Source organism: Pusillimonas caeni, from assembly GCF_003545815.1.
GTDB classification, from domain to species: Bacteria; Pseudomonadota; Gammaproteobacteria; order Burkholderiales; family Burkholderiaceae_B; genus Pusillimonas; species Pusillimonas caeni.
In genome coordinates this window covers 176,223-198,872 of the sequence record NZ_PDUW01000005.1, presented here as the reverse complement: position 1 = coordinate 198,872, position 22,650 = coordinate 176,223, and the positions used below count along the sequence as shown (strand labels likewise).

The 22,650-nt window shown below is 65.1% G+C and carries 21 protein-coding genes; 11 read left to right on the top strand and 10 right to left on the bottom strand.

The features are described 5' to 3' along the window. Positions 1-4: 4 nt before the first annotated feature. Positions 5-1,897: a penicillin-binding protein 2 gene (mrdA, locus tag CSC67_RS12855; RefSeq protein WP_118994922.1), complete on the top strand. Its 1,893-nt coding sequence runs from the start codon at positions 5-7 to the stop codon at positions 1,895-1,897. After that, positions 1,894-3,030, top strand: coding sequence for a rod shape-determining protein RodA (rodA, locus tag CSC67_RS12850; RefSeq protein ID WP_118994921.1), 1,137 nt, complete (start codon positions 1,894-1,896; stop codon positions 3,028-3,030). The genes mrdA and rodA overlap by 4 nt, the downstream gene beginning before the upstream one ends. On the opposite strand, the gene mutY is transcribed toward rodA, so the two are convergent. The 3 genes from mutY to CSC67_RS12835 are packed head-to-tail and all read right to left on the bottom strand — an operon-like array spanning position 3,009 to position 5,703. Then, on the bottom strand, positions 3,009-4,127 hold the full coding sequence (gene mutY / locus CSC67_RS12845) for an A/G-specific adenine glycosylase (protein ID WP_118994920.1): 1,119 nt from the start codon (positions 4,125-4,127) through the stop codon (positions 3,009-3,011). The two genes, rodA and mutY, sit on opposite strands and share 22 nt — an antisense overlap. Next, positions 4,127-5,035, bottom strand: a complete 909-nt coding sequence (locus tag CSC67_RS12840; protein WP_118994919.1) for a cell division protein FtsX — start codon at positions 5,033-5,035, stop codon at positions 4,127-4,129. The genes mutY and CSC67_RS12840 overlap by 1 nt, the downstream gene beginning before the upstream one ends. Then, positions 5,032-5,703, bottom strand: coding sequence for a cell division ATP-binding protein FtsE (locus tag CSC67_RS12835; RefSeq protein WP_118994918.1), 672 nt, complete (start codon positions 5,701-5,703; stop codon positions 5,032-5,034). Before CSC67_RS12835 ends, CSC67_RS12840 begins: the two co-directional genes overlap by 4 nt. A gap of 103 nt (positions 5,704-5,806) precedes the next feature. Between CSC67_RS12835 and CSC67_RS12830 the strand changes: the two genes are divergently transcribed. The 3 genes from CSC67_RS12830 (at position 5,807) to CSC67_RS12820 (ending at position 8,960) form a co-directional block, all read left to right on the top strand. Next, complete coding sequence (locus CSC67_RS12830; protein ID WP_118994917.1) at positions 5,807-6,991, top strand: amino acid ABC transporter permease; 1,185 nt, start codon at positions 5,807-5,809, stop codon at positions 6,989-6,991. Position 6,992: 1 nt separating this feature from the next. Beyond that, a complete protein-coding gene (locus tag CSC67_RS12825) occupies positions 6,993-8,075 on the top strand; it encodes an amino acid ABC transporter permease (RefSeq protein WP_118994916.1) in 1,083 nt (360 codons plus the stop codon). Between the two features lie 207 nt (positions 8,076-8,282). Continuing rightward, the gene (locus CSC67_RS12820) at positions 8,283-8,960 is read left to right on the top strand and encodes a YiaD family glycine zipper/OmpA-like lipoprotein (RefSeq protein WP_425337649.1); all 678 of its coding nucleotides are present in this window, start codon (positions 8,283-8,285) and stop codon (positions 8,958-8,960) included. 103 nt (positions 8,961-9,063) lie between these two features. Here CSC67_RS12820 and CSC67_RS12815 read toward each other — a convergent pair whose 3' ends face one another. Beyond that, positions 9,064-9,468, bottom strand: coding sequence for a helix-turn-helix domain-containing protein (locus tag CSC67_RS12815; RefSeq protein ID WP_167752887.1), 405 nt, complete (start codon positions 9,466-9,468; stop codon positions 9,064-9,066). A gap of 133 nt (positions 9,469-9,601) precedes the next feature. Here CSC67_RS12815 and CSC67_RS12810 point away from each other — a divergent pair, with 133 nt between their 5' ends. Beyond that, complete coding sequence (locus CSC67_RS12810) at positions 9,602-10,492, top strand: helix-turn-helix domain-containing protein (protein WP_167752886.1); 891 nt, start codon at positions 9,602-9,604, stop codon at positions 10,490-10,492. Here the strand turns inward: CSC67_RS12810 and proB are convergent. The 6 genes from proB to CSC67_RS12780 all read right to left on the bottom strand — a co-directional run bounded on the left by proB (position 10,453) and on the right by CSC67_RS12780 (position 15,551). Beyond that, positions 10,453-11,601 (bottom strand): glutamate 5-kinase, encoded by a 1,149-nt coding sequence (gene proB, locus CSC67_RS12805; RefSeq protein WP_118994913.1) that lies wholly within the window; start codon positions 11,599-11,601, stop codon positions 10,453-10,455. The two genes, CSC67_RS12810 and proB, sit on opposite strands and share 40 nt — an antisense overlap. A gap of 72 nt (positions 11,602-11,673) precedes the next feature. Next, the gene (gene obgE / locus CSC67_RS12800; protein ID WP_118994912.1) at positions 11,674-12,798 is read right to left on the bottom strand and encodes a GTPase ObgE; all 1,125 of its coding nucleotides are present in this window, start codon (positions 12,796-12,798) and stop codon (positions 11,674-11,676) included. 150 nt (positions 12,799-12,948) lie between these two features. After that, positions 12,949-13,209: a 50S ribosomal protein L27 gene (rpmA, locus tag CSC67_RS12795; RefSeq protein WP_118994911.1), complete on the bottom strand. Its 261-nt coding sequence runs from the start codon at positions 13,207-13,209 to the stop codon at positions 12,949-12,951. A gap of 33 nt (positions 13,210-13,242) precedes the next feature. Next, the gene (gene rplU / locus CSC67_RS12790) at positions 13,243-13,554 is read right to left on the bottom strand and encodes a 50S ribosomal protein L21 (RefSeq protein ID WP_017525700.1); all 312 of its coding nucleotides are present in this window, start codon (positions 13,552-13,554) and stop codon (positions 13,243-13,245) included. A gap of 150 nt (positions 13,555-13,704) precedes the next feature. Beyond that, a complete protein-coding gene (argJ, locus tag CSC67_RS12785) occupies positions 13,705-14,931 on the bottom strand; it encodes a bifunctional glutamate N-acetyltransferase/amino-acid acetyltransferase ArgJ (RefSeq protein WP_118994910.1) in 1,227 nt (408 codons plus the stop codon). A 131-nt stretch (positions 14,932-15,062) separates the two neighbouring features. Further along, positions 15,063-15,551 carry a MarR family winged helix-turn-helix transcriptional regulator gene (locus CSC67_RS12780; protein WP_118995057.1) on the bottom strand — a complete coding sequence of 163 codons (489 nt, stop codon included), beginning with the start codon at positions 15,549-15,551 and terminating at the stop codon, positions 15,063-15,065. A 247-nt stretch (positions 15,552-15,798) separates the two neighbouring features. Here CSC67_RS12780 and CSC67_RS12775 point away from each other — a divergent pair, with 247 nt between their 5' ends. Genes CSC67_RS12775 through CSC67_RS12755 form a run of 5 tightly spaced genes read left to right on the top strand, consistent with a single transcriptional unit; the run spans position 15,799 to position 22,642 of the window. Next, positions 15,799-18,138: a bifunctional salicylyl-CoA 5-hydroxylase/oxidoreductase gene (locus tag CSC67_RS12775; protein WP_118994909.1), complete on the top strand. Its 2,340-nt coding sequence runs from the start codon at positions 15,799-15,801 to the stop codon at positions 18,136-18,138. Then, positions 18,135-18,917, top strand: coding sequence for an SDR family NAD(P)-dependent oxidoreductase (locus CSC67_RS12770; protein ID WP_118994908.1), 783 nt, complete (start codon positions 18,135-18,137; stop codon positions 18,915-18,917). Before CSC67_RS12775 ends, CSC67_RS12770 begins: the two co-directional genes overlap by 4 nt. Before the next feature lie 28 nt (positions 18,918-18,945). Further along, positions 18,946-19,797, top strand: a complete 852-nt coding sequence (locus tag CSC67_RS12765; protein ID WP_118994907.1) for an enoyl-CoA hydratase family protein — start codon at positions 18,946-18,948, stop codon at positions 19,795-19,797. Next, positions 19,797-20,969: an acyl-CoA dehydrogenase family protein gene (locus tag CSC67_RS12760; RefSeq protein WP_118994906.1), complete on the top strand. Its 1,173-nt coding sequence runs from the start codon at positions 19,797-19,799 to the stop codon at positions 20,967-20,969. The genes CSC67_RS12765 and CSC67_RS12760 overlap by 1 nt, the downstream gene beginning before the upstream one ends. 29 nt (positions 20,970-20,998) lie before the next feature. Continuing rightward, positions 20,999-22,642, top strand: coding sequence for an AMP-binding protein (locus CSC67_RS12755; protein WP_118994905.1), 1,644 nt, complete (start codon positions 20,999-21,001; stop codon positions 22,640-22,642). Positions 22,643-22,650: the final 8 nt, after the last annotated feature.

Sequence of the window (22,650 nt, the reverse complement as noted above, 5' to 3'; positions counted from 1 at the left end):
GGCCATGTTCGAGTACAAAAGAACCACTCTGCACCAGAAGCGCCGGATGATGCTGCGCATCTGGGTGGCGGGCGTCTTTGCGCTGGCCTGCTTCGTGGGACTGGTGGGGCGCCTGTGGTATCTGCAGGTCGAGCGCTACGAGGGCTTTGCCGCGCGTGCCGACCAGAACCGCATCGCCGTGGTGCCGGTGCCGCCCCGCCGCGGCGAGATCCTGGATCGAAACGGCGTGGTGCTGGCCCGCAACTATCGCGACTACACGCTCGAGGTTGTGCCGGCCGACGTCAAGGACATGGACGCGCTGCTGGAAGAACTGAGCCCCATCGTCTATATCAGCCCCTACCAGCGGCGCCGTTTCGAACAGGCGCTGGCCCAGTCGGGGCGCTATGCCAGCGTCATTCTGCGCAATAACCTCAGCGACCTGGAGGCCTCGTGGTTCGCCGCCCATGCCTATAAGTTTCCGGGCGTCGAACTGAAGGCGCGCTGGGTGCGCGAATACCCTCAGGGGGCGTCCGCGGCGCACGTCCTCGGCTATGTGGGCCGGCTCTCCGAGGCGGACATGACGCGGCTCGAAGAGAGCGGAGAGCTGGGCAACTATCGGGGCACCAACACCATAGGCAAGAAGGGCATCGAGAAGACCTGGGAGCAGACTCTCCATGGCAAGACGGGGGTCGAGGAAGTGGAGGTCACGGCCTCGGGCCGGCCCGTACGCACATTGCAGCGTACCGACCCGGTGCCCGGCTCCGACCTGAGGCTGTCGTTGGACATCGGGCTGCAGAAAATCGCCGAAGCGCAGTTCGAGGGCAAGCGCGGCGCGCTGGTCGCCATCGAGCCGGGCACCGGCGAAGTGCTGGCCTTCGTCTCCGCGCCCTCGTTCGACCCCAATCTGTTCGTGGACGGCATCGACGTCGACAGCTGGCGCGAACTGAACGAATCGCCCGACTATCCCCTGATCAACCGGCCGCTGTACAGCACGTATCCCATCGGTTCCACCTACAAGCCTTTTGTGGCGCTGGCCGCGCTGGAACTGGGCGTGCGTCCGCCCACCTTGCGCATTCCCGATCCCGGCTACTACGAACTGGGCGGGCAGCGCTTCCGCAATGCCGCCGGCGCCGTGTACGGCCCCACCGACATGCATCGCGCCATCGTCGTGTCGTCCGACACCTATTTCTATTCGCTGGGCCCCGAAATCGGCGTCAATGCCCTGCACGACTTCAGCAAGCAGTTCGGTTTCGGCCAGTTGACCGGCATCGACCTGGACGGCGAGCGGCGCGGCGTCCTGCCCTCCACAGACTGGAAGCGCCAGTCGTACCGCAAGCCCGAGCAGCAGCGCTGGTATGCGGGCGAGTCGGTGTCCGTCGCCGTCGGCCAGGGCTACAACGCCTTCACGCTGCTGCAGCTCGCCCAGGCCACAGCCGTCCTGGCCGATGGCGGCAGCTACGTCGAGCCGCACCTGGTCAGCAAAATACACAATCCGCAAACGGGCGACACCGTGGCCACGTCCACCGCGCCCACCCACGTCATCGATCTCAAGCCCCAAAACCTCAAGGTCATTCGCGACGCCATGGTGGACGTGCTCAAGTCGGGCACGGCGCGCAAGGCCTTTGCCGGAGCCAGTTACCTGGCGGCCGGCAAGACCGGCACGGCCCAGGTATTCAGCCTGCGCGGCGCCAAGTACAACGCCGCACACATCGAAGAGCGCCTGCGCGACCACGCTCTTTTCATGGCCTATGCGCCGGTCGACAACCCGCGCATCGCCCTGGCCCTGATCGTCGAGAACGGCGGCTGGGGCGCCACTGTGGCGGCGCCCATCGCGCGCACCGTCTTCGACTACTGGCTCGATCCGGAGCGCATCGCCGAACGCCAGCGGCTGGTCGAGCGCGTGAAGGACGGCTCATGAAGATTCTGCTGCAAGCCGCGCTGAAGGCCTTGAGAAGCCTCGACTGGCCGCTGCTGGCCATCCTGGTGCTCATGACCCTGCTGGGCCTTACGGTGATGCATTCGGCCGTGGGAGGCACGGACTGGCGCTTCGCCGACCAGTCGCGGCATTTCCTGCTGGCCTTCGTCGCCCTGTGGGTCGTAGCCATCATTCCCCTGCCGCGCTTGATGCAGCTGGCGCCCTGGTTCTACAGCATAGGGGTGCTGCTGCTGCTGGGCGTGGAATTCTTCGGCGAAACCAGCAAGGGCGCCACCCGCTGGCTCGACCTGGGTTTTGCCCGCATACAGCCTTCCGAGATGATGAAGATAGCGGTGCCGATGATGCTGGCCTGGTATTTCCATCGCCATCAAGGCAAGATCGGCATCCTCGACTTCCTCGCGGCGGCATTCCTGCTGGCGGTGCCTTTCGCGCTCATCGTCCTGCAGCCCGACCTGGGCACCGCCCTGCTGGTGTTCGCTTCGGGCTTTTGCGTCATCTACTTCGGCGGGCTTTCGTTCAAGCTGCTGACCCCCGTGTTTCTGGCGGTCGTCATCGTCCTGGGCACCGTGGTCTATTACGAAGACCAGATCTGCCAGCCGGAAGTCGATTGGGTCGTCTTGCACGACTACCAGAAGCATCGCGTATGCACCTTGCTCAATCCCGGCTCCGATCCCCTGGGCAAGGGCTTTCATACCATCCAGTCCATGATCGCCATCGGCTCGGGGGGCATCTATGGCAAGGGCTATATGCAGGGCACGCAATCGCACCTGAACTTCATCCCCGAGCGCACCACCGACTTCATCTTCGCGGTCTACGCAGAGGAGTTCGGCCTTTACGGCGGCATCATGCTGCTGGTGCTGTACGGCTTGCTGATCCTGCGTGGGCTGGCCATCGCGATGCGGGCGCATACGCAGTTCGGGCGTCTGCTGGCGGGTTCGATGGCGATGATGTTCTTCGTCTATGTGTTCGTGAACATGGGGATGGTGATGGGCGTCCTGCCGGTGGTGGGGGTGCCGCTGCCGTTCATGAGCTATGGGGGGACGGCTTTGCTGACGCTGGGGATTGCCTGCGGGATATTGATGAACATCAGCACTTATCGGCCGGTCCGGCGGTAGCTTCGCAGCAAATCATCCCGCGCATACAAGCCATCCAGCAGCTTGCGCACAGGCGCCGGCAAGGCCGCTTGCGGCAGGTCCGATATCGGCAGCCAGAGGTGATCCGCCGCCGGTTCCATGACGAGTCCCTTGTTCCACACCACCAGCCAAGGCTCGATATGCAGCTTGAAATGCGTGAACGTATGCGAAAGCCCCGCCATCTTCTGCCCCGGGCCCAGTGTCAGTCCCCAGTGAGTGCAGGCGCCTTCCAGCTGCTCGGCCGTGTCGAACTGCGGCAGGCTCAGCAGCCCGCCCCAGATTCCCGAAGAAGGGCGCTGGTGCAGCAGGATGGAGCCTGAATTCTCCAGAATCAGCACCGCGCAATGGCGCTCAGCCTGCTGCTTGCGGCGCTTGGGCGTGGGCAGTTCATGCTGCCGGCCCTGCGCCCGCGCCTGGCAGCCGCTTGCCAGAGGACAGGCCTCGCAGGCCGGACGGCTGCGCGTGCAAACCCCCGAGCCCAAGTCCATCAACCCTTGCGTGTAGGCGCCCATGTCCAGGTCGGCGGGCGCCGCCTCCACGATCTGTTCCGCCGTTTGCCACAGCAACTGCTCCACCGCGCGGGTCGACGTCTCGCCCTCGATGCCGAAATAGCGGGTGAATACGCGCTTGACGTTGCCGTCCATGATGGGACTGCGCTCGCCGTGCGCGAACGCCGCGATCGCTGCCGCGGTCGAGCGGCCTATCCCCGGCAGCGTCATGATCTCGGCCGCATGGCGCGGGAACTCCCCTTCCCATGATTCGCATAGGGCCTGGGCACAGCGATGCAGATTGCGGGCGCGGGCGTAGTAGCCCAGACCGGCCCAGTAGGGCATGACCTCGTCCTGGCTGGCTTGGGCCAACGAGCGTATGGTGGGAAAGCGCTGCAGGAAGCGCTCGTAGTAGCCAATGACAGTAGCTACCTGCGTCTGCTGCAGCATGATCTCCGAAAGCCAGATCCGGTACGGGTCGGTAGTGCCTTGCCAGGGCAGGCCGTGCCGGCCATGCGCGCGCTGCCATTGCACGACGGTGGAAGCAAAGCCGGCCAGCCCGGCCGGCGCGGAGGAAACCGGTGCGGACATCAGAAGCGTGTATTGCGTGTCACCGACCAGCGGGCCGACAGCGCGCCCAGGATGGCGACCACGATGACCGCCAGCGCCAGGCTGACCGCGTCGGGCAGGCGTAGCGCAAGCGTAGTGCCATAGCTGTGCGCCAGGCGGGTCAGCGCCGTATTCAGCGGCATCAAGGCAAAGTAGGCCAGGACGATGGCCCCCAGGCCGGCGGTCAGGCCGGTGAGGGCGCCCAGGTACAGGAAGGGCCGGCGCACGAACGACTCGGTCGCACCCACCAGGCGGGCCACGCCGATCTCTTCGCGCTGCGTCAGGGCCTGCATGCGCACCGTATTGAAGACCGTGGCCAGCACCACCAGCGCAACCCCTATCGCCAGCAGGACCAGGCCGATGCGTGCGAAGCTGAGTATGGCTTCCAGGCGCTGCACCCAGGCGCTGTCGTGCTGCACCAGATCCACCTGCTCCCATTGGCGCCACTGCGTGGCCAGCGTATCGGCATGGCGCGCGAGATCGGGATGGTCGCGCAGCGTGACCACCACCGCGTCGGGCAGCGGGTTGCTCGGCAGGGCCGCCAGGGCCTGCGCCCAGTTCGGGTTCGCCCGCAATTTCGCCAGCGCCGCGTCGCGCTTTACCACATTGACCGAATCGACATCCTCCGGGAACTCGTCCTTCAGACGCTGAGCGACGCCGGCGCCCGCCTCGGCGTCGGCCTTGGGAGACAGGAAAATCGTCATTTCGGGCGACACCGACAGCTGACGCGCCACGGGTTGCGCCGTGATCAGGATGGAGGCCCCCAGTATGGGCACGGTCAGGGTCAGGGCGATGACCAGCAGATTCGCCAGAGAAGAGAAGGGCTGGGCGAGCAGCCGGCGCACTGCGACCGCGATGGCGTAGCGGTGTTGCCTGAGCCAGCGCTTCATGCCGCCACCCCTTTGACGTCGTTGAACCTGCCGTGATCGATCAGGAAGGTGCGCGACGCGTATGAAGCCATCAGGCGGCGGTCGTGCGAGGCGATGAGCGTGGTGACGCCCACGCGATTGAAGTCCCTGAAGACGTCCATGATGCGCCGCGCCGTGTCCTGGTCCAGGTTGGCCGTGGGCTCGTCGACGATGAGGATGGCGGGACGGTTGACGATGGCCCGCGCGATCGCCAGGCGCTGCTGCTCGCCGCCCGACAGTTCGACCGGGTTCATGTCTTCTTTGCCCGAGAGGCCCACCTTTTCGATGGCCGCCCGCGCGCGGGTATAGGCCACGGTATTTTCCAGGCCGATCACCTTGAGCGGCAGCAGGACGTTCTCGATCGCGTTGCGATCGTACAGCAGGTGGGTGTCCTGCAGAATGATGCCCACCGCGCGCCGCAGATAAGGGCGGGCCCTGGGCGGCATCTTGTCGATGCGCTGGTTGTTGACGGCGATGGACCCGCGGCTGGGCGGCTCGAGGCCGCCTATGAGCTTGAGCAGCGTGGACTTGCCGGCGCCCGAAGGGCCTGACACAAAGATGAATTCGCCCGGATCCACGCGGAAGTTGATGTCCGAGAGAATGTTGCGGCCTCGTCCGTAGGATTTGAACACGTGCTGGAATTCGATCATGGTGGCTGGCGCGGGCAGGCCTGGGTAGCTCTCGAGTGGTTCTGTCTGAGGGATATGATATCTTGCCTGAGAATTGTATCGAATGGGCTAACAAAACGTTGCGATGAAGAGCAAAGCGTCTCTGACCCCATCCCGCCGTCCGACCCGCCCGGCGGGCGGATTGCGCCTGCGGCCGCTTCTTTACCAGGCTTTGCTGCTGGCCGCCGTGGGCCTTGTCGCCTGGTATCTGGTCGCCAACACCCTCGCCAACCTGCAGGCGCGCAATATATCGACCGGCTTCGGCTTCCTGAAAGACGAGGCCGGCTTTGCCATCGGCGAATCGATGCTGCCGTACACGCCCACCGACAGCTACGGCCGCGCGCTATGGATAGGCGTGCTCAATACCTTGCGGGTGGCGGCTCTGGGCATCATCGCCTCCACCGTGCTGGGCGTCCTGCTGGGCATCGCGCGTCTGTCTCGCAACTGGCTCGTGTCGGGCACTGTGGGCGCCTACATCGAGACCATGCGCAATATTCCGCTGCTGCTGCATCTCTTCTTCTGGTATGCCCTCATCACGGAAAGCATGCCGGGGCCACGCCAGGCGCTAAACCCCTTGCCTGGCGTCTTTCTGTCGAACAGGGGGCTTGCCGTGCCATGGTTCGAGGGCTCGGGCGCGCAGCTTCCGGCCTGGGCCGCTTTGGCCGCCCTGGCGGCCTGCATCGTGTTTCTGCTCTGTTCGGAGCGGGGCAGGGCCTTGCGCATGCGCCGGCCTCTTGTAGCCTGGACGCCGGCCTTTCTGCTGCTGGCGCTCTCGCTTGCCGCGTGGTTTTCCGTCAATGGCTCGCCTCAGTGGCAGACGCCGCAGCTCAAGGGTTTCAATTTCCAAGGGGGCGCCACGCTCAGCCCCGAGTTTGCCGCCTTGCTGATCGGCCTGGTGCTTTACACCTCGGCCTTTGTGGCCGAAGTGGTCCGTTCCGGCATCCAGGCCATAGGCCGGGGCCAGCGGGATGCCGCGCGGGCGCTGGGGCTGGCTCCGGGCCAGGTGCTGCGGCTGATCGTACTGCCCCAGGCGCTGCGGGTCATCGTGCCTCCCATGACCAGCCAGTATCTCAACCTGACGAAAAACAGTTCGCTGGCCGTGGCCATCGGCTATCCAGACATCGTCTCTATCGCCAATACCACTCTGAACCAGACCGGGCAGGCCATCGAGGGCGTCCTCATCATCATGGCCGCCTATCTGACCGTCAGCCTGACCATCTCCGTGCTGATGAACTGGTACAACCGGCGCATCGCGCTGGTGGAGCGCTGACATGGCCGAACGCGCCGTCCCGGCTCCGCTTCCGCGCGGCAACCCGCTTCGGCGTCTGGCCGGAGGCCTCTTCGCGACGCCGCTGAACACGATGATGACGGCGCTGATGGCGTGGCTGCTGTTGATGACCGTACCCGCCGCCGTCGAGTGGCTGTTCATCAACGCCGACTTCCATGCCGCCACGGCGCAAGAGTGCCGCGCCTCCGCGGGAGCCTGCTGGGCCTTCATCGCCCACAAGCACCGGCTCATCCTGTTCGGCATCTATCCCTACGACGAACAGTGGCGGCCTCTGCTGGCCAGCCTCATACTCATCGCCCTCGTCGTATGCAGCTGCCTGCGCCGCTTTCGGCATGCCTGGCTGGCAGGGTTGTGGGCGGCCGCCCTGGCCTGCGCCGGCATATTGATGTGGGGCGGGGTGTTCGGCCTGAGCTACGTCGAGAACCGCTTGTGGGGCGGCTTGCCCTTGACGCTGATGCTGGCGACGTTCGGCGTGGCCGGCGCATTTCCGCTGGGCGTGCTGCTGGCTCTGGGCCGGCGTTCCGAGATGCCCGCTGTCAAGGGAGTCTGCGTCGTCTACATCGAATTGATCCGCGGAGTGCCGCTCATCAGCCTGCTGTTCATGTCGTCGGTGATGCTGCCGCTGTTCCTGCCGGAGGGCGTCTCCATAGACAAGCTGCTCCGAGCCCAGATCGCCATCATCCTGTTCGCGGCCGCCTACATCGCCGAGACGGTGCGCGGCGGCTTGCAGGCCATACCCAAGGGCCAGTTCGAGGGCGCGGCTTCGCTGGGGCTGGGCTACTGGCGCACGATGAGCAGCGTGATACTGCCTCAGGCGCTGACCATCGTCATCGGGCCGCTGGTCGGCATATTCATCTCCTTGTTCAAGGACACCTCGCTGGTCATGATCATCGGCATCTTCGATCTGACCCAGGCCGCCAAGGTGGCGCTCTCCGACCCGCAGTGGCAGGGCTTCAGCACCGAAGCCTATCTTTTCATAGGGGGCATCTATTTTGTGTTCTGCTATGCCATGTCCCGCTACAGCCGCGCGCTGGAGCGCCAGCGGCGGCCGGACGCCATGTGGTAGCGGGCAGAGCCGGATGAAAAGAATCGTCAAGAAGCGGGGCCCTCTCGTCGAAGATCGAGCCCGCGAGCGGTAAGGTATGCCGGGTGGCTCCGGGACAGAGGAACGCGTTCTTGCGAAGGAATCAATCGGTAACACTACCCCGGAACATGCATTGCTAGCATACGGATGCAGTGAGCATTTTGTTGACTGAGACAAGGAGAATCAAAAATGAACTTATCTACGCGTGTGAATCGCACGGCGGTATGCTTGTGCGCGGTGGCCCTGATGGCCGGCTGCGCAAGCGTCAACGAAACCATGGGTGGGATGAGCACCGGCGGTCGAACGGCGACGGGTGCCGGAGCCGGCGCCGCGGTGGGCGCGGGCTTGGGCGCGCTGATTGGGGATAGCAGCAAGGCGGCATTGATCGGCGCCGGCATCGGCGCCGTGGCCGGCGGCATTGCCGGATACAACTGGTCCGGGGTGAAGCAGGACGTGCAGCAGTCGGGTGCCAGCAGCCTGGGCATCGACGTCATCGAAATGCCGGACGGCACGCTCAAAGTCAATATTCCCAGCAATGTGTCCTTCGATACGGGTAAATACGCTCTGAAACCGGCGTTGCTGCCGGTGCTGGACAGCGTGGCCCGCGCCCTGGTTCAGCATCCCGAACTGCGCGCCAAAGCGATCGGCTACACCGACAGCACGGGCCCCGCATCGGTCAACCAGACGCTTTCCGTCAACCGCGCCCAGGCCGTCACCAACTATCTGAGCAGCAAGGGCGTGCCCGCCGGCAACTTGTCGCTGGAAGGACGCGGCCCGAACAACCCCATTGCGGACAACAACACCGCGGAAGGACGCGCGATGAATCGCCGCGTAGAGCTTTTCCTGTATGCCGTTCAGCAGCGCTAAGCAGCTCTGAATGCATGGCTACGGCCGGACGCCGGATGGGCGTCCGGCCGTTTTTCTTGGCGTTCGGAAAAAGGTCGGAAAGCGGAAAGGCGGGGCCGAAAGCTCAGCCCTGATTCTGCGGCTTGTGAAGCAGCGACGCAATGAGCCCCGCGATGGTGTTTTCGATGAGCTCGCGGTCGGCCTCCGACAGCGACCAATATATTTCGGGCGAAATATCCTTGAAGGGCCAGTCCAGTACGGTCGGATGGAGATCGCTTTCGGACAGCCCATATCGTGAACCCGCCAGCGCCGGGGCGTCGTACTCCATGGGCCCGACGCCTTCGGAGAGCCATTGTGCGCTGACTCTCAGGGCCGTGGCCAAGGGGAAGATATTCCGGGGGGATTGCCGCGAGCCGCTTTCGTAGTTGGCGATGGCGCCTTGAGACATGTGGGCCGCGCGTGCCAACTGGGCCTGCGTCAATCGGCGCAGGCGGCGGGCAAAAGAGAGTCGTTCGGCAAACGTATTCACATACGTGATTGAATCGGCTTATTCAATCACGTTGGCGATAATTTTGAACACATACGAAATATTCTCATGTAAAATGATGTAACAACGTTGCTGTTCCCACTGTGGTGTTTCGTTTGCTCAGAAGGGTATGCGCATGAGGCCGGTCGTCCTCTTTTACACTTTCGAGTCCAGTCCGGACGCAAGCCGCTACGCAGCAGCACTGGCGCTGCATGGCTACGAAGTACGCCATTGCCCCAATGCGGCGGCCTTGCGCCTGCATGTCAGGCAGGCGGTGGACGAATCCGCGCAAAGCAGCGAACCCGTTCTGGCGGTGCTGGCCAATGCCACGCCGCTCAACCGCGCCGCGGCCAGTATCTTGGCGGGCTGGCCCCAGGTGGGGGTATTGGCGCAACTCGACGCGTGCGACGACGCTGCGTTGGTCGCCACGCTGCAACTGGGAATAGACGCCTGGTGTCCCCGTAACTGCTCGTCCGAAGTCCTGGCTCTAGCCTTGCACAATCTCAAGCGCCGGCTCGAACACGCCAGTGCGGGCGCGGCCGTGCCCGCTTCGGGCCCGGCGAGCCAAGTCGAAAGCCAGGCCTTGCAAGGCCCGGCATCGTCGAGCGGGCCGCCACTGGCGGCCGAAGGGCAGTGGCTGTTGCGCGAGCAGGCGTGGGTGCTCGAAACGCCGGCGGGACAGCAGTTGCGGCTCACCTCGTCCGAGCGCAATTTCATGTTGAAGCTGCTGGAGCAGCCCGACAAAACGGCCACCCACATCGATCTCTTTCAACGACGCGGCCAGCGTCCGGCGGACGCTCAAGTAGCCAAGCGGCGACTCGGCGTGCTGGTCAGCCGCTTGCGCCGCAAAGTGGCGGGCCGCGGCGACGAACTGCCGCTCAAGTCCTTGCACAACTGGGGATATATGTTCACCGGCAACCTCGCCGTGTGGGGCTTTGCAACGCCGGCCGGCTCCGACGGCAGGGTGGCGCCGCACAAGGCCAAGCCTCAAGAGGGGCGGCGTAGAAACACCATATTGTCGCGGTGAATCAGCTCGGTGTCCGACATGCTGCCCAGAATGTCCGCGATTCTGCTGCTGGGCTGGCGCATGATGCGGCGAGCGTCGTTGGCGGAATAATTGATCAGGCCGCGGCCGCATTCCACCCCGTTTTCGTCGATGCAGGCTACCACGTCGCCGCGCTCGAATTCGCCTTCGACGGCGATCACGCCGATGGGCAGCAGGCTTTTATGTCCCTGTGTCAGGGCCTGTACCGCGCCTTTGTCGAGCATGACGCGTCCGCGCAGGCGCAACTGGTTCACCAGCCAGCGCTGGCGCGCCGAGCGGACCGGCAGCAGCGCCCGAAGCTCGGTGCCGATGCGTTCTCCCTGGGCCAGGCGCAGCAATACGTTGGGTTCTCGTCCCGAGGCGATGACGGTGCTGCCGCCGCTATTGGCCGCGCGCCGGGCCGCCAGCACCTTGGTCAGCATGCCGCCGGTGCCGATGCCGCTGCCCGCGCCGCCGGCCATGGCCTCCAGGGCGGGGTCGCCTGCCTGAGCGGAGGCGATGAGCTCGGCCGCCGGGTCTTTTCTGGGGTCGGCGCTATACAGGCCGGACTGGTCGGTAAGAATGACCAGGGCTTCGGCCTCGATCAGATTCGTCACCAGCGCGCCCAGGGTGTCGTTGTCACCCAGGCGGATCTCGTCGGTGACGACGGTGTCGTTCTCGTTCACGATGGGTACGACGCCAAGATCCAGCAGGGTGTAGAGCGTGCTGCGGGCGTTCAGGTAGCGGCGCCGGTCGGACAGGTCTTCGTGGGTCAGCAGTATCTGGGCCGTGCGCAGCCCATGGCCGGCGAAGGCGACTTCGTAAGCCTGCACCAGCCCCATCTGGCCCACCGCGGCGGCCGCCTGCAATTCGTGCATGGTGTTGGGCCGGCGCGCCCATCCCAGCCGGGCCATGCCCTCGGCGATGGCGCCGCTGGACACGAGCACGACCTGCTTGCCCTGTGCGTGCAGCGCGGCTATTTGCGCGGCCCATTGCGCCACGGCCGCCTGATCCAGCCCGCGCCCTTCATTGGTGACGAGCGACGAGCCTACCTTGACGACGAGGCGCTTGGACTGAGTGACGACCGGCGTGGACGAATGGACGGAGGACATCTGGCTGGGGCCTGTTAACACTAAAAGGGCTGCCGCACTGGCGGGCGAAAGCCAGGCGCCGCGGAAGATCGGCTATTTTAATGTAGGGCCGCCCGGAGGGCCGCCGCGCGCGGGATCGAAGCGCGGGTCGTCGTCCACGGGCATGCCGGCCGCGATGTCCGCCTCGCGCTGTTCGCGCGCTTTCTGTTCGTCGAGCCAGTCCTGCAGCTGCCAGACCAGTTCCTGCGTGCCTTCGCCCGACAATGCCGAGATGGCGAAGACGGGGCCTTCCCATTGCAGCGCCTCGCACAGGCGCCGTTTCACGTCTTGCCCATCGGGCACCATGTCGAGCTTGTTCAGCACCAGCCAGCGCGGCTTGGCGTAGAGCTCGGCATCGTACAGCCGAAGCTCTTCGACGATGGCGCGGGCGTCGGCGGCCGCCTGCTCGACCGGGTCGAGGTCGGGGTCGGGCGAGGAGACATCCACCAGATGCAGCAGCACCCGGGTGCGCGACAGGTGGCGCAGGAACAGATGGCCCAGGCCGGCCCCCTCGGATGCGCCTTCGATCAGACCGGGGATGTCGGCCACCACGAAGCTGCGCGACTCGGAGGTGCGCACCACGCCCAGGTTGGGGTGGAGCGTGGTGAAGGGGTAGTCGGCGACCTTGGGGCGGGCGTTGGAGATCTTGCTGATCAGCGTCGACTTGCCGGCATTGGGCAGGCCCAATAGGCCGACGTCGGCCAGCACCTTGAGTTCCAGCCGCAGCTTGCGGTGCTCTCCGGCCTTGCCGGGCGTGCATTGGCGCGGCGCTCGGTTGGTGCTGGATTTGAAGTGCAGATTGCCCATCCCGCCTTCGCCGCCGGCGGCCAGGGTGACTTTTTCCTGGTGCTTGTCCAGGTCGAACAGTTGCTCACCGGTGTCGGCATCGAGGATGGTGGTGCCCACCGGCACGCGCAGCACGATGTCGGGCGCCGCCGCGCCGTACTGGTCGGAGCCGCGGCCGTTTTCGCCGTTCTTGGCCCGGTGCAGCCGCGCATAGCGGAAGTCGATCAGGGTGTTGATGTTGCGGTCGGCTACGGCGTAGATGCTGCCGCCGCGCCCGCCGTCGCCGCCGTCCGGCCCGCCCTTGGGGATGAATTTTTCGCGGCGAAAGCTGGCGACGCCATTGCCGCCTTTTCCGGCGATGACCTCGATGGTGGCTTCGTCTACGAATTTCATGATGGGGTATCTGTGAACACAAGAGCCGCAAGCGCTGCGGAAAAGCGCCGGCTCGCCTGCAATGCGGCAAGGAGCCGGAACGATCGGACTATTCTAAACAAAAAAGCCCTGCCTGGACGGCAGGGCTTGCGGCTTCGTTCGGACCGAAGCTTACTCGGCGGCTTCGACCGAGACGGTGCGCTTGTTCAGAGCGCCCTTGATGCCGAACTTGACGGTGCCGTCGACCAGCGAGAACAGCGTGTGGTCCTTGCCCATGCCGACGTTGGTGCCGGGATGGAACTGGGTGCCGCGCTGGCGAACGATGATGGAACCCGCACGGATGGCCTGGCCACCGTACATCTTCACACCCAGCCGTTTCGCTTCTGAGTCGCGACCGTTACGCGTCGAGCCGCCGCCTTTTTTCTGTGCCATGTTTAGCTCCTGCTATGCAATACCGGGATTCGATCAGGCCGTGATGGCGTCGATGCGAAGTTCGGTGTAGTTCTGACGATGGCCCTGGCGCTTTTGATAGTGCTTGCGACGGCGCATCTTGAAGATCTTGACCTTGTCATGCCGGCCTTGCGCAAGAACTGTTGCCTTGACCAGGGCTCCGGAAACGAGGGGTGCGCCGATTTGCAGCTGCTCGCCTTCGCCAACGGATAAAACCTGATCCAGGGTGATTTCTTGCCCAATGTCTGCCGGTATCTGTTCTACCTTGAGTTTTTGGCCTGCGGTAACGCGATACTGCTTACCGCCGGTTTTTATGACCGCGTACATGGGTAACCTCGATAAAAATGTATTGGCAAAATGCCAAGCCTGCTATGTTAACTGGGTTTTATCAGTTAAGTCAAGCACATAGCGTAGCTGCAGGTGCTTGGCGGCGGGCCGCCTGGGCGGGGCGAGCCGCCCGGCATGGGGCGGCAGGCCTCAGGAACGGTAATCGGCGTTGATGCTGACGTAGTCGTGCGAGAAGTCGCAGGTGTAGACGGTTTCGGAGACCTGGCCGCGGCCCAGCGCGATGCGCATGGGGATTTCGGCTTCTTTCATGACCCGCTGGCCGTCTTCCTCGCGGTAGTCGGGGTGGCGCTGCCCCCGGCTGGCGACCAGCACGTCGCCCAGCCACAGGCTGACGCCCGAAACGTCCAGGTCCGCGACGCCGGCATAGCCGATGGCGGCCAGGATGCGGCCTAGGTTGGGATCCGAGGCATAGAAGGCGGTTTTCACCAGGGGCGAGTGGGCCACGGCATAGGCGACCTGAAGCGCTTCTTCGGCGCTGCCGGCTTCATCGACTTGTATGGTCATGAACTTGGTGGCCCCTTCGGCATCGCGCACGATTTTCTGGGCCAGTTCCAGGGCCGACGCGGCCAGCGCGTCGAAAAGGGCCTGGTAATGCGGGGACGAGGTCGAGTCCACGCTCAGGCCGCTGCGCCCGGTGGCGACGATGATGAAGGAATCGTTGGTCGAGGTGTCGCCGTCCACCGTGATGCGGTTGAAGGAGCGGTCTGCGATGCGTCGCGTCATGTCGGCCAGCAATTCGGCGGGGATGGCGGCATCGGTGGCCATGAAGCCCAGCATGGTGGCCATGTTGGGCCGTATCATGCCCGCGCCCTTGCTGATGCCCGTGATGGTGACGGTATGGCCGCCCGCCTGCAGGCGCCGGGAGGACACCTTGGGCTGGGTGTCGGTGGTCATGATGCTGTGGGCCGCAGGCAGCCAGTTGGCCGCCGCCAGATTATCGATCGCCGCCGGCAGGGCCGCCAGCAAGCGGTCGAGGGGCAGGGGTTCCAGAATCACGCCGGTGGAAAAGGGCAGCACCTGCTCAGGCTGCAGGCCGAGCAGCGAAGCCGCCGCGCGGCAGGTTTCCTGGGCGACCCGCATGCCGGCTTCGCCGGTGCCCGCGTTGGCATTGCCGGTGTTGATGACCAGGGCGCGGATCGCATTGCCCGAGGCCAGATGGCTTTCGCACACTTGCACCGGCGCGGCCCGGAAACGGTTGCGCGTGAAGACGCCCGCCACGGTACTGTCTTGGGCCAAGCGGAATACAGTCAGGTCTTTGTGATGAGCTTTGCGGATGCCGGCTTCGGCGATGCCGATTTCGACTCCGTCGACGGAATGGATTTCTGATTCGGGCGGGATGATCAGGTTGACGGCCATGGCGCGGTTCGATGAAAGAGGATGAGGCGCACACCTGCATGCAGGTGTGCGGCCCCTGGGACGCAGGTGGACAGTTTACTAGAAGCGGGCCGGCGCGGCGGACAGGCCGGCCCCGCCTGCTGCAACGGCCTTCAGGGGCGCGGAGTGAGCCGGGTCTGCGCGACCAGCTTGAGTTCGCCCAGGGCTTCGAAAAGGTTTTTGCGGCTTTTCTCGGATAGGCCTGAAAGCAGGTCCTGGATCCATTGCTCGTGCGAATCGGCCATTTTCCTGAAGGTGCGCTTGCCCTTGGCGGTGAGCTTGATCAGCGAGCTGCGCCGGTCGGTCAGCACCTTGTTGCGCTGGACCAGGCCTTCTTTTTCGAGCTGGTCGGTAATGCCGGTGATGTTGCCGTTGGTGACCATCATGTGGCGCGACAGTTCGCTCATCTTCATGCCTTCGGGCGCGCGGTGCAACTGGGCCATGAGGTCGAAGCGCGGCAGCGTGGTCTCGTATTCGGTGCGCAGGCGGCCCCGGATGTCGCCCTCGATGAGATTGCAACAGGTGAGCAGCCGCAGCCACAGGCGAAGATCGTCGTGATCGTCGGGCCCCGTGAGCGTCTCGAGATCGGGGGTGTCTTCAATCGCGGCCGGGGAGAGGATGTCGTTCATGGCGGTTGCGGCAAAGCCCGTTGACGATGGGTTATTTTAATCTTCAACTAACATCATAACTGTAAATATCTGAAAAAGCAGGACCCTTCCGCATAGCTGAAAAAACCTATTGCACAGCGGGTTTTTTGCCTATATAGTTTAAGCCTAAACTAAATTTGCAGTTGTGGCGGGGGCCGGCACCCGACCTTTCGCTTCTCATAGGCTAACACTCGGAGATAGCATGAACATAGTTTGTATCGGCGGCGGGCCCGCAGGCTTGTATTTCGGCCTCTTGATGAAGCTCAGCGATCCGCGGCACGAAGTCACCGTCATCGAACGCAACCGGCCCTACGACACTTTCGGCTGGGGCGTGGTGTTTTCCGATGCCACCCTGGGAAATCTGCGCGAGGCCGATCCGGTGTCGGCCGAACAGATCAGCGAGGCCTTCAACCATTGGGACGACATCGAGATCAACTACCGCGACCGCAGCATCCGCAGCGGCGGCCACGGCTTCATCGGCATCGGCCGTAAAAAGCTGCTCAACATCCTTCAAGAACGCTGCGAGCAGGTCGGCGTCAAGCTCGTGTTCGAAACCGAGGTTACCGACGACCAGGACATCGCGCAGAAGTACAAGGCCGACCTGGTCATCGCGTCCGACGGCCTGAACAGCCGCGTGCGCACCCGCTACGCCGACACCTACAAGCCCGACATCGACACGCGGCAGTGCCGCTTCGTCTGGCTGGGCACCGAGAAAAAGTTCGACGCCTTTACGTTCGCCTTCGTCAACACCGAGCACGGCTGGTTCCAGGCGCATGCCTATCAATTCGAAGCCGGCATGTCGACCTTCATCGTCGAGACCCTGGACGAGACCTGGAAGGCTGCGGGCCTCGACTCCATGAGCCAGGAAGAGGGCATCGCCTATTGCGAGAAACTGTTCGCGCCGTGGCTCGACGGCAATCCGCTGGTCAGCAACGCCACGCACCTGCGCGGCTCCGCCATCTGGATCCGCTTCCCGCGCGTCATCTGCGATACCTGGGTGCATTACCAGGACCTGCCCGACGGCCGCCGCGTGCCCATCGTGCTGATGGGCGACGCCGCGCACACCGCTCACTTCTCGATCGGTTCGGGCACCAAGCTGGCGCTCGAGGACGCCATCGAGCTCAATCGCTCCATCGTCGCCCAGAACAACGACCTCGAGGCGGGCCTTGCGCACTATCAAGAGGTGCGCAGCGTCGAGGTGCTCAAGATCCAGAACGCCGCCCGCAACTCCACCGAGTGGTTCGAGAATGTGGCGCGCTACGCTAATTTCGAGCCCGAGCAGTTCAGCTACTCGCTGTTGACGCGCTCGCAGCGCATTTCGCACGAGAACCTGCGCCTGCGCGATCCCAAGTGGATCGAAGGCTACGAGCGCTGGCTGGCCGACAAGGCCGGCGCCAGCTCGCTTTCCGAGCGTCCCGTGCCGCCCATGCTCACGCCCTTTACGGCGCGCGGCACCACGCTCAAGAACCGCATCGTGGTGTCGCCCATGGCCATGTATTCCTGCGTGGACGGCGTGCCGGGCGATTTCCATCTGGTGCACCTGGGCTCGCGCGCCATGGGCGGGGCGGGCCTGGTCATGGTCGAAATGACCTGCGTGTCCCCCGAGGCCCGCATCACCCCGGGCTGCCCGGGGTTGTGGAACGACGAGCAGGCGGCCGGCTTCAAGCGCATCGTCGATTTCGTGCACGAGAACACCACCGCCAAGATCGGCATGCAGATCGGCCACGCCGGCCGCAAGGGTTCCACCAAGGTCAGCTGGGAAGGCACCGACCTGCCGCTCGAGTCGGGCAACTGGCCGCTGGTGTCGGCCTCGGCCATCCCCTACATCGAGGGCGTATCGCAAGTGCCCCAGGCCATGACGCGCGAGCAGATGGACGAGATCCGCGACGAGTTCGTCGCGTCCACCCGCCGCGCGGCAGCAGCCGGTTTCGACTGGCTCGAACTGCACTGCGCCCACGGCTATCTGCTGTCCAGCTTCATCTCGCCGCTTACCAACCAGCGCGACGATGAATACGGCGGTTCGCTCGAAAACCGCATGCGCTACCCGCTCGAGGTGTTCCACGCCGTGCGCGAGGCCTGGCCCGAGCACCTGCCGATGTCGGTGCGTATTTCGGCCCACGACTGGGTCGAGGGCGGCATCACGCCCGACGACGCGGTCGAGATCGCGCGCATCTTCAAGGCGGCCGGCGCCGACATGATCGACTGCTCGTCGGGGCAGGTCAGCAAGGCCGAGCATCCGGTGTATGGCCGCATGTTCCAGACGCCTTTCGCCGACCGGGTCCGCAACGAGGCCGGCATCCCCACCATCGCCGTGGGCGCCATCTTCGAGGCCGATCACGTCAACAGCATCATCGCCTCGGGCCGCGCCGACCTGTGCGCGCTGGCCCGCCCGCACCTGGCCGACGCGGCCTGGACGCTGCGCGAAACCGCCCGCATCGGCTATACCGACATCACCTGGCCCAAGCAGTACTTCCCGGCCAAGCGTCAGCTCGAGACCAATTTCGAGCGGGCTGCGGCCTACGCCGAACAGGTGGGGTCATGACCGCGCCGACCCCCGAGCGCCACGCCCTGGTCACCGGCGCGTCGCGCGGCATCGGCCTGGTCGTGGCGCGGCGCCTGCTGCAGCAGGGCGCGCGCGTCACGCTCATGGGCCGGGGCGAAGCTGCTTTGCAGAAGGCCTGCGCCGAACTGGGCGGCGGCGACCGGGTGGGCTTCGTCACGGGCGACATCTCGCAACGGGCCGACGTGCAGGCCGCCTTCGACGAGGCCAGGCAGCGCTTCGGCCTGATCGGCATCCTGGTCAACAACGCCGGCCAGGCCGTCAGCGAGCGCTTCGACAAACTGGACGAAGCCGGCTGGCAGCAGATGATCGCGGTCAACCTCACCGGCACCTTCCATTGCATCCAGGCGGCTTTGCCCGACATGGTGTCGGCCAAGTGGGGCCGCATCGTCAACGTGGCCAGCACGGCCGGCCTGACAGGCTATGCCTATGTGTCCGCCTATTGCGCGGCCAAGCATGGCGTGGTCGGGCTCACGCGCTCACTGGCGCTCGAAGTGGCGCGCAAGGGCGTCACCGTCAATGCGGTCTGCCCCGGCTACACCGAGACCGACCTGGTGCACGAGGCGATCGAAAACATCATGAACAAGACCGGCATGTCTGCCGACGAAGCCAAGGCCAAGCTGGCCAAGAGCAATCCACAGGGCCGCCTCGTGCAGCCCGAACAGGTGGCCGACGCGGTGGCCTGGCTCTGCCAGGAAGGCGCCTCGGCGGTCAACGGACAATCCATCCCCGTCGACGGGGGCGAGGTCATGGCGGGCTGATTCCCGCCGCACAAGGAGCACATCAATAATGGAACAGACAGAGCACACCATGGCGCACCACACGGGTCCCCTGGCGGGCTACGAGGCCAGGCATTTCCTGTGGTCGGTTTCCGACGACGGCAAGGTGGCCACCATTACGCTGAACCGGCCCGAGCGCAAGAATCCGCTTACCTTCGATTCCTACGCCGAACTGCGCGATCTGTTTCGCAGCCTGAGCTACGCCAGCGACATCAAGACGGTGGTCATCACGGGCTCGGGCGGCAACTTCTGCTCGGGCGGCGACGTGCACGAGATCATCGGGCCCCTTACCAAGATGGGCATGCCCCAGTTGCTGGAATTCACGCGCATGACGGGCGACCTCGTCAAGGCGATGCGCAATTGCCCCCAGCCCATCGTGGCGGCGGTCGATGGCGTATGCGCCGGCGCCGGCGCCATTCTTGCCATGGCCTCCGACCTGCGCCTGGGCAGCCCCGAGACCCGCACCGCCTTCCTGTTCGCGCGGGTTGGCCTGGCGGGCTGCGACATGGGCGCCTGCGCCATACTGCCGCGCATCATCGGCCAGGGCCGCGCGGCCGAGCTTTTCTACACCGGCCGCGCCATGTCCGCCGACGAAGGGCTGGCGTGGGGCTTCTTCAATGCGCTGCATCCTTCGGCAGAGGTGCTCGAAGCCGCGCAGACGCTGGCCGGCCGCATTGCCGCCGGCCCCACCTTCGCCCACGGCATGACCAAGAAAGCCATGCACCAGGAGTGGAGCATGGGTGTCGACGAGGCGATCGAGGCCGAGGCCCAGGCTCAGGCCATCTGCATGCAGACTCAAGACTTCCGCCGCGCCTACGAAGCCTTCGTGGCCAAGCAGAAACCTGTTTTCGAGGGCGATTGATGAGCGATACCTCCTGGCTCGACTGGCCATTCTTTGACGAGCGCCATCCCGAGATGGCGCGCGAGCTCGACGACTGGTGCCGGAAGGCGCTGGCCGAGGTCGATCATTCCGACACCGACGCCGCCTGCCGGCATCTGGTCAAGGCGCTGGGCCAGGCGGGCTGGCTGCGCGTGGCGGTGCCGCAGGGGCCGGACGGCTCGTGGGGCGGGCGCTGGCCGCAAATCGACTCGCGCGCCCTGTGCATCATGCGCGAAACCCTGGCGCGCCACGACGGCCTGGCCGACTTCGCCTTCGCCATGCAGGGCCTGGGCAGCGGCGCTATTTCCATCGCCGGCAGCGACGAACTGCGCCAACGCTATCTGCCGCGCGTGGCCGCCGGCGAAGCCATTGCCGCGTTCGCGCTGTCCGAACCCGATGCGGGCTCGGATGTTGCGGCCATGGCCTGCGAAGCCGTGCTGGACGGCGACAGCTACGTCCTCAACGGCGAAAAGACCTGGATCTCCAACGGCGGCATCGCCGACTTCTATTGCGTCTTCGTGCGCACGGGCGAGGCGCCGGGCGCTCGCGGCATCTCGGCCTTCGTGGTCGACGCCGACACGCCGGGGCTGGAAATCGCCGAGCGCATCGACGTCATCGCGCCGCATCCGCTGGCGCGGCTGCGCTTCAACCAGTGCCGCGTGCCGGTATCGCAGCGGCTGGGCGAGGCGGGGCAGGGCTTCAAGATCGCCATGATGACGCTGGACATCTTCCGCGCTTCGGTGGCGGCGGCGGCCTTGGGCTTCGCCCGGCGCGCCTTGCAAGAAGGCCTGGACCGCGCCCGGTCGCGGCGCATGTTCGGCCAGACGCTGGCCGACCTGCAGATCACCCAGGCTGCGCTGGGCGACATGGCCACCGAGATCGACGCCGCGGCTTTGCTGACCTATCGCGCCGCCTGGATGCGCGACGTCAAGGGCGTGCGCACTACCCGCGAGGCCGCGATGGCCAAGATGGCGGCCACCGAGTCCGCCCAGCGGGTCATCGACCGGGCGCTGCAGATGTTCGGCGGCCTGGGCGTGATGTCCGGCGTGCCGATCGAACGACTCTATCGAGAAATACGCGCCTTGCGCATCTATGAGGGCGCCACTGAAGTACAGCGCCTCATCATAGCCCGGGAACTGCTCAAGGAAGCCTGATACCGGCCGATCAACCAGGAGACAACAATATGGAACGCTCTGCTCACATAGACACCTTCGCCAGAGACCACCTGCCGCCCGAGTCGGAATGGCCCGAGTTTCTGCTCGAAGGCAATCCGGACGTCGCCTATCCCGCCCGCCTGAACTGCGTCGTCGAACTCGTCGACGCGCACGTCGGCCGCGGCGACGGCGATCGTATCGCCTTGCGCTGGCGCGACGATGACGGCAACAAACGCAGCATGAGCTATCGCGAATTGGCGGAACTGACCAATCGCATCGCCCACGTCCTGACCGAAGACATGAAGCTGGTGCCCGGCAACCGGGTGCTGCTGCGCGGCCCCAACAACGTCATGATGGCCGCGTCGTGGCTGGCCGTCGTCAAGGCGGGGCTCGTGGTGGTGCCCACCATGCCGCTGCTGCGCGCGGTGGAGCTCAAGCCCATCATCGAGAAGGCGCGCATTTCCGCCGTATTGTGCGACAAGCGCCTGTCCGAAGAGCTCGAGCATTGCTTCGACGCTTCGCACCCGGCCTATTGCGCCGACCTGAAGCAGGCGCTGTATTTCCACGACGACGCTCCCGATTCGCTCGACAGCATCGCGCGGAGCAAGCCGGCCGAGTTCACGCCCTGCGACACGGCGGTCGACGATGTCTGTCTCATCGCCTTCACCAGCGGCACCACCGGCAAGCCCAAGGGCTGCATGCACTTCCATCGCGACGTGCTGGCCATGTGCGATACCTTCTCCAAGCACGTCCTGCGCATGACGCCCGACGAGGTGGTATGCGGCACGCCGCCGCTGGCCTTCACTTTCGGCCTGGGCGGCCTGCTGTGCTTCCCGCTGCGCGTGGCCGGTTCGACCGTGCTGTGCGAAAAGCTCACACCCGACTCGCTGCTTGCCACGGTTCAAGACTTCGGCGTCACCATGACCTTCACCGCGCCCACCTTCTATCGGCAGATGGCCGAGCGGGTGTCCAAGTACGACCTGTCTTCCCTCAAGAAGACCGTGTCGGCCGGCGAAGCGCTGCCCGATGCCACCCGCCAGCTGTGGAAGCAGGCCAGCGGCATCGAGATGATCGACGGCATCGGCGGCACCGAGATGATCCACGTCTTCGTGGCCAGCGCGCCTGAGGACGTGCGCCGCGGCGCCATCGGCACCGTGGTGCCGGGCTATGTGGCCCAGGTGGTGGACGACAATCTCAAGCCGGTGCCCAACGGCACGGTGGGCCGCCTGGTGGTCAAGGGGCCGACCGGTTGCCGCTATCTCGACGACGAGCGCCAGCGCGTCTTCGTGCAGCAGGGCTGGAACCTGCCGGGCGACACCTTCATACAGGACGACGACGGTTATTTCTTCTACCAGGCGCGCAACGACGACATGATCATCTCGGCCGGCTACAACATTGCCGGCCCCGAGGTGGAAGATGCGCTGCTGACGCACGAGGCGGTGGCCGAGTGCGGCGTCATCGGCCTGCCCGACGAGCAGCGCGGCAACATCGTCAAAGCCTATGTGGTGCTCAAGCCCGGCTTCGACGGCGACGACGCCATGGTCAAGCTGCTGCAAGACCACGTCAAGGCCCAGATCGCGCCCTATAAATACCCGCGCGCCATCGAGTTCGTCGCGTCCCTGCCGCGCACGGAAACCGGCAAGCTCCAGCGTTTCGTGCTGCGCCAGAAATAGCTTTTTCT

Coding starts and splice junctions, on each gene's coding strand:
- mrdA (WP_118994922.1), top strand. CDS start 5: ATGTTCGAGTACAAAAGAACCACTCTGCACCAGAAGCGCCGGATGATG.
- rodA (WP_118994921.1), top strand. CDS start 1,894: ATGAAGATTCTGCTGCAAGCCGCGCTGAAGGCCTTGAGAAGCCTCGAC.
- mutY (WP_118994920.1), bottom strand. CDS start 4,127: ATGTCCGCACCGGTTTCCTCCGCGCCGGCCGGGCTGGCCGGCTTTGCT.
- CSC67_RS12840 (WP_118994919.1), bottom strand. CDS start 5,035: ATGAAGCGCTGGCTCAGGCAACACCGCTACGCCATCGCGGTCGCAGTG.
- CSC67_RS12835 (WP_118994918.1), bottom strand. CDS start 5,703: ATGATCGAATTCCAGCACGTGTTCAAATCCTACGGACGAGGCCGCAAC.
- CSC67_RS12830 (WP_118994917.1), top strand. CDS start 5,807: ATGAAGAGCAAAGCGTCTCTGACCCCATCCCGCCGTCCGACCCGCCCG.
- CSC67_RS12825 (WP_118994916.1), top strand. CDS start 6,993: ATGGCCGAACGCGCCGTCCCGGCTCCGCTTCCGCGCGGCAACCCGCTT.
- CSC67_RS12820 (WP_425337649.1), top strand. CDS start 8,283: ATGAACTTATCTACGCGTGTGAATCGCACGGCGGTATGCTTGTGCGCG.
- CSC67_RS12810 (WP_167752886.1), top strand. CDS start 9,602: ATGAGGCCGGTCGTCCTCTTTTACACTTTCGAGTCCAGTCCGGACGCA.
- proB (WP_118994913.1), bottom strand. CDS start 11,601: ATGTCCTCCGTCCATTCGTCCACGCCGGTCGTCACTCAGTCCAAGCGC.
- obgE (WP_118994912.1), bottom strand. CDS start 12,798: ATGAAATTCGTAGACGAAGCCACCATCGAGGTCATCGCCGGAAAAGGC.
- rpmA (WP_118994911.1), bottom strand. CDS start 13,209: ATGGCACAGAAAAAAGGCGGCGGCTCGACGCGTAACGGTCGCGACTCA.
- rplU (WP_017525700.1), bottom strand. CDS start 13,554: ATGTACGCGGTCATAAAAACCGGCGGTAAGCAGTATCGCGTTACCGCA.
- argJ (WP_118994910.1), bottom strand. CDS start 14,931: ATGGCCGTCAACCTGATCATCCCGCCCGAATCAGAAATCCATTCCGTC.
- CSC67_RS12775 (WP_118994909.1), top strand. CDS start 15,799: ATGAACATAGTTTGTATCGGCGGCGGGCCCGCAGGCTTGTATTTCGGC.
- CSC67_RS12770 (WP_118994908.1), top strand. CDS start 18,135: ATGACCGCGCCGACCCCCGAGCGCCACGCCCTGGTCACCGGCGCGTCG.
- CSC67_RS12765 (WP_118994907.1), top strand. CDS start 18,946: ATGGAACAGACAGAGCACACCATGGCGCACCACACGGGTCCCCTGGCG.
- CSC67_RS12760 (WP_118994906.1), top strand. CDS start 19,797: ATGAGCGATACCTCCTGGCTCGACTGGCCATTCTTTGACGAGCGCCAT.
- CSC67_RS12755 (WP_118994905.1), top strand. CDS start 20,999: ATGGAACGCTCTGCTCACATAGACACCTTCGCCAGAGACCACCTGCCG.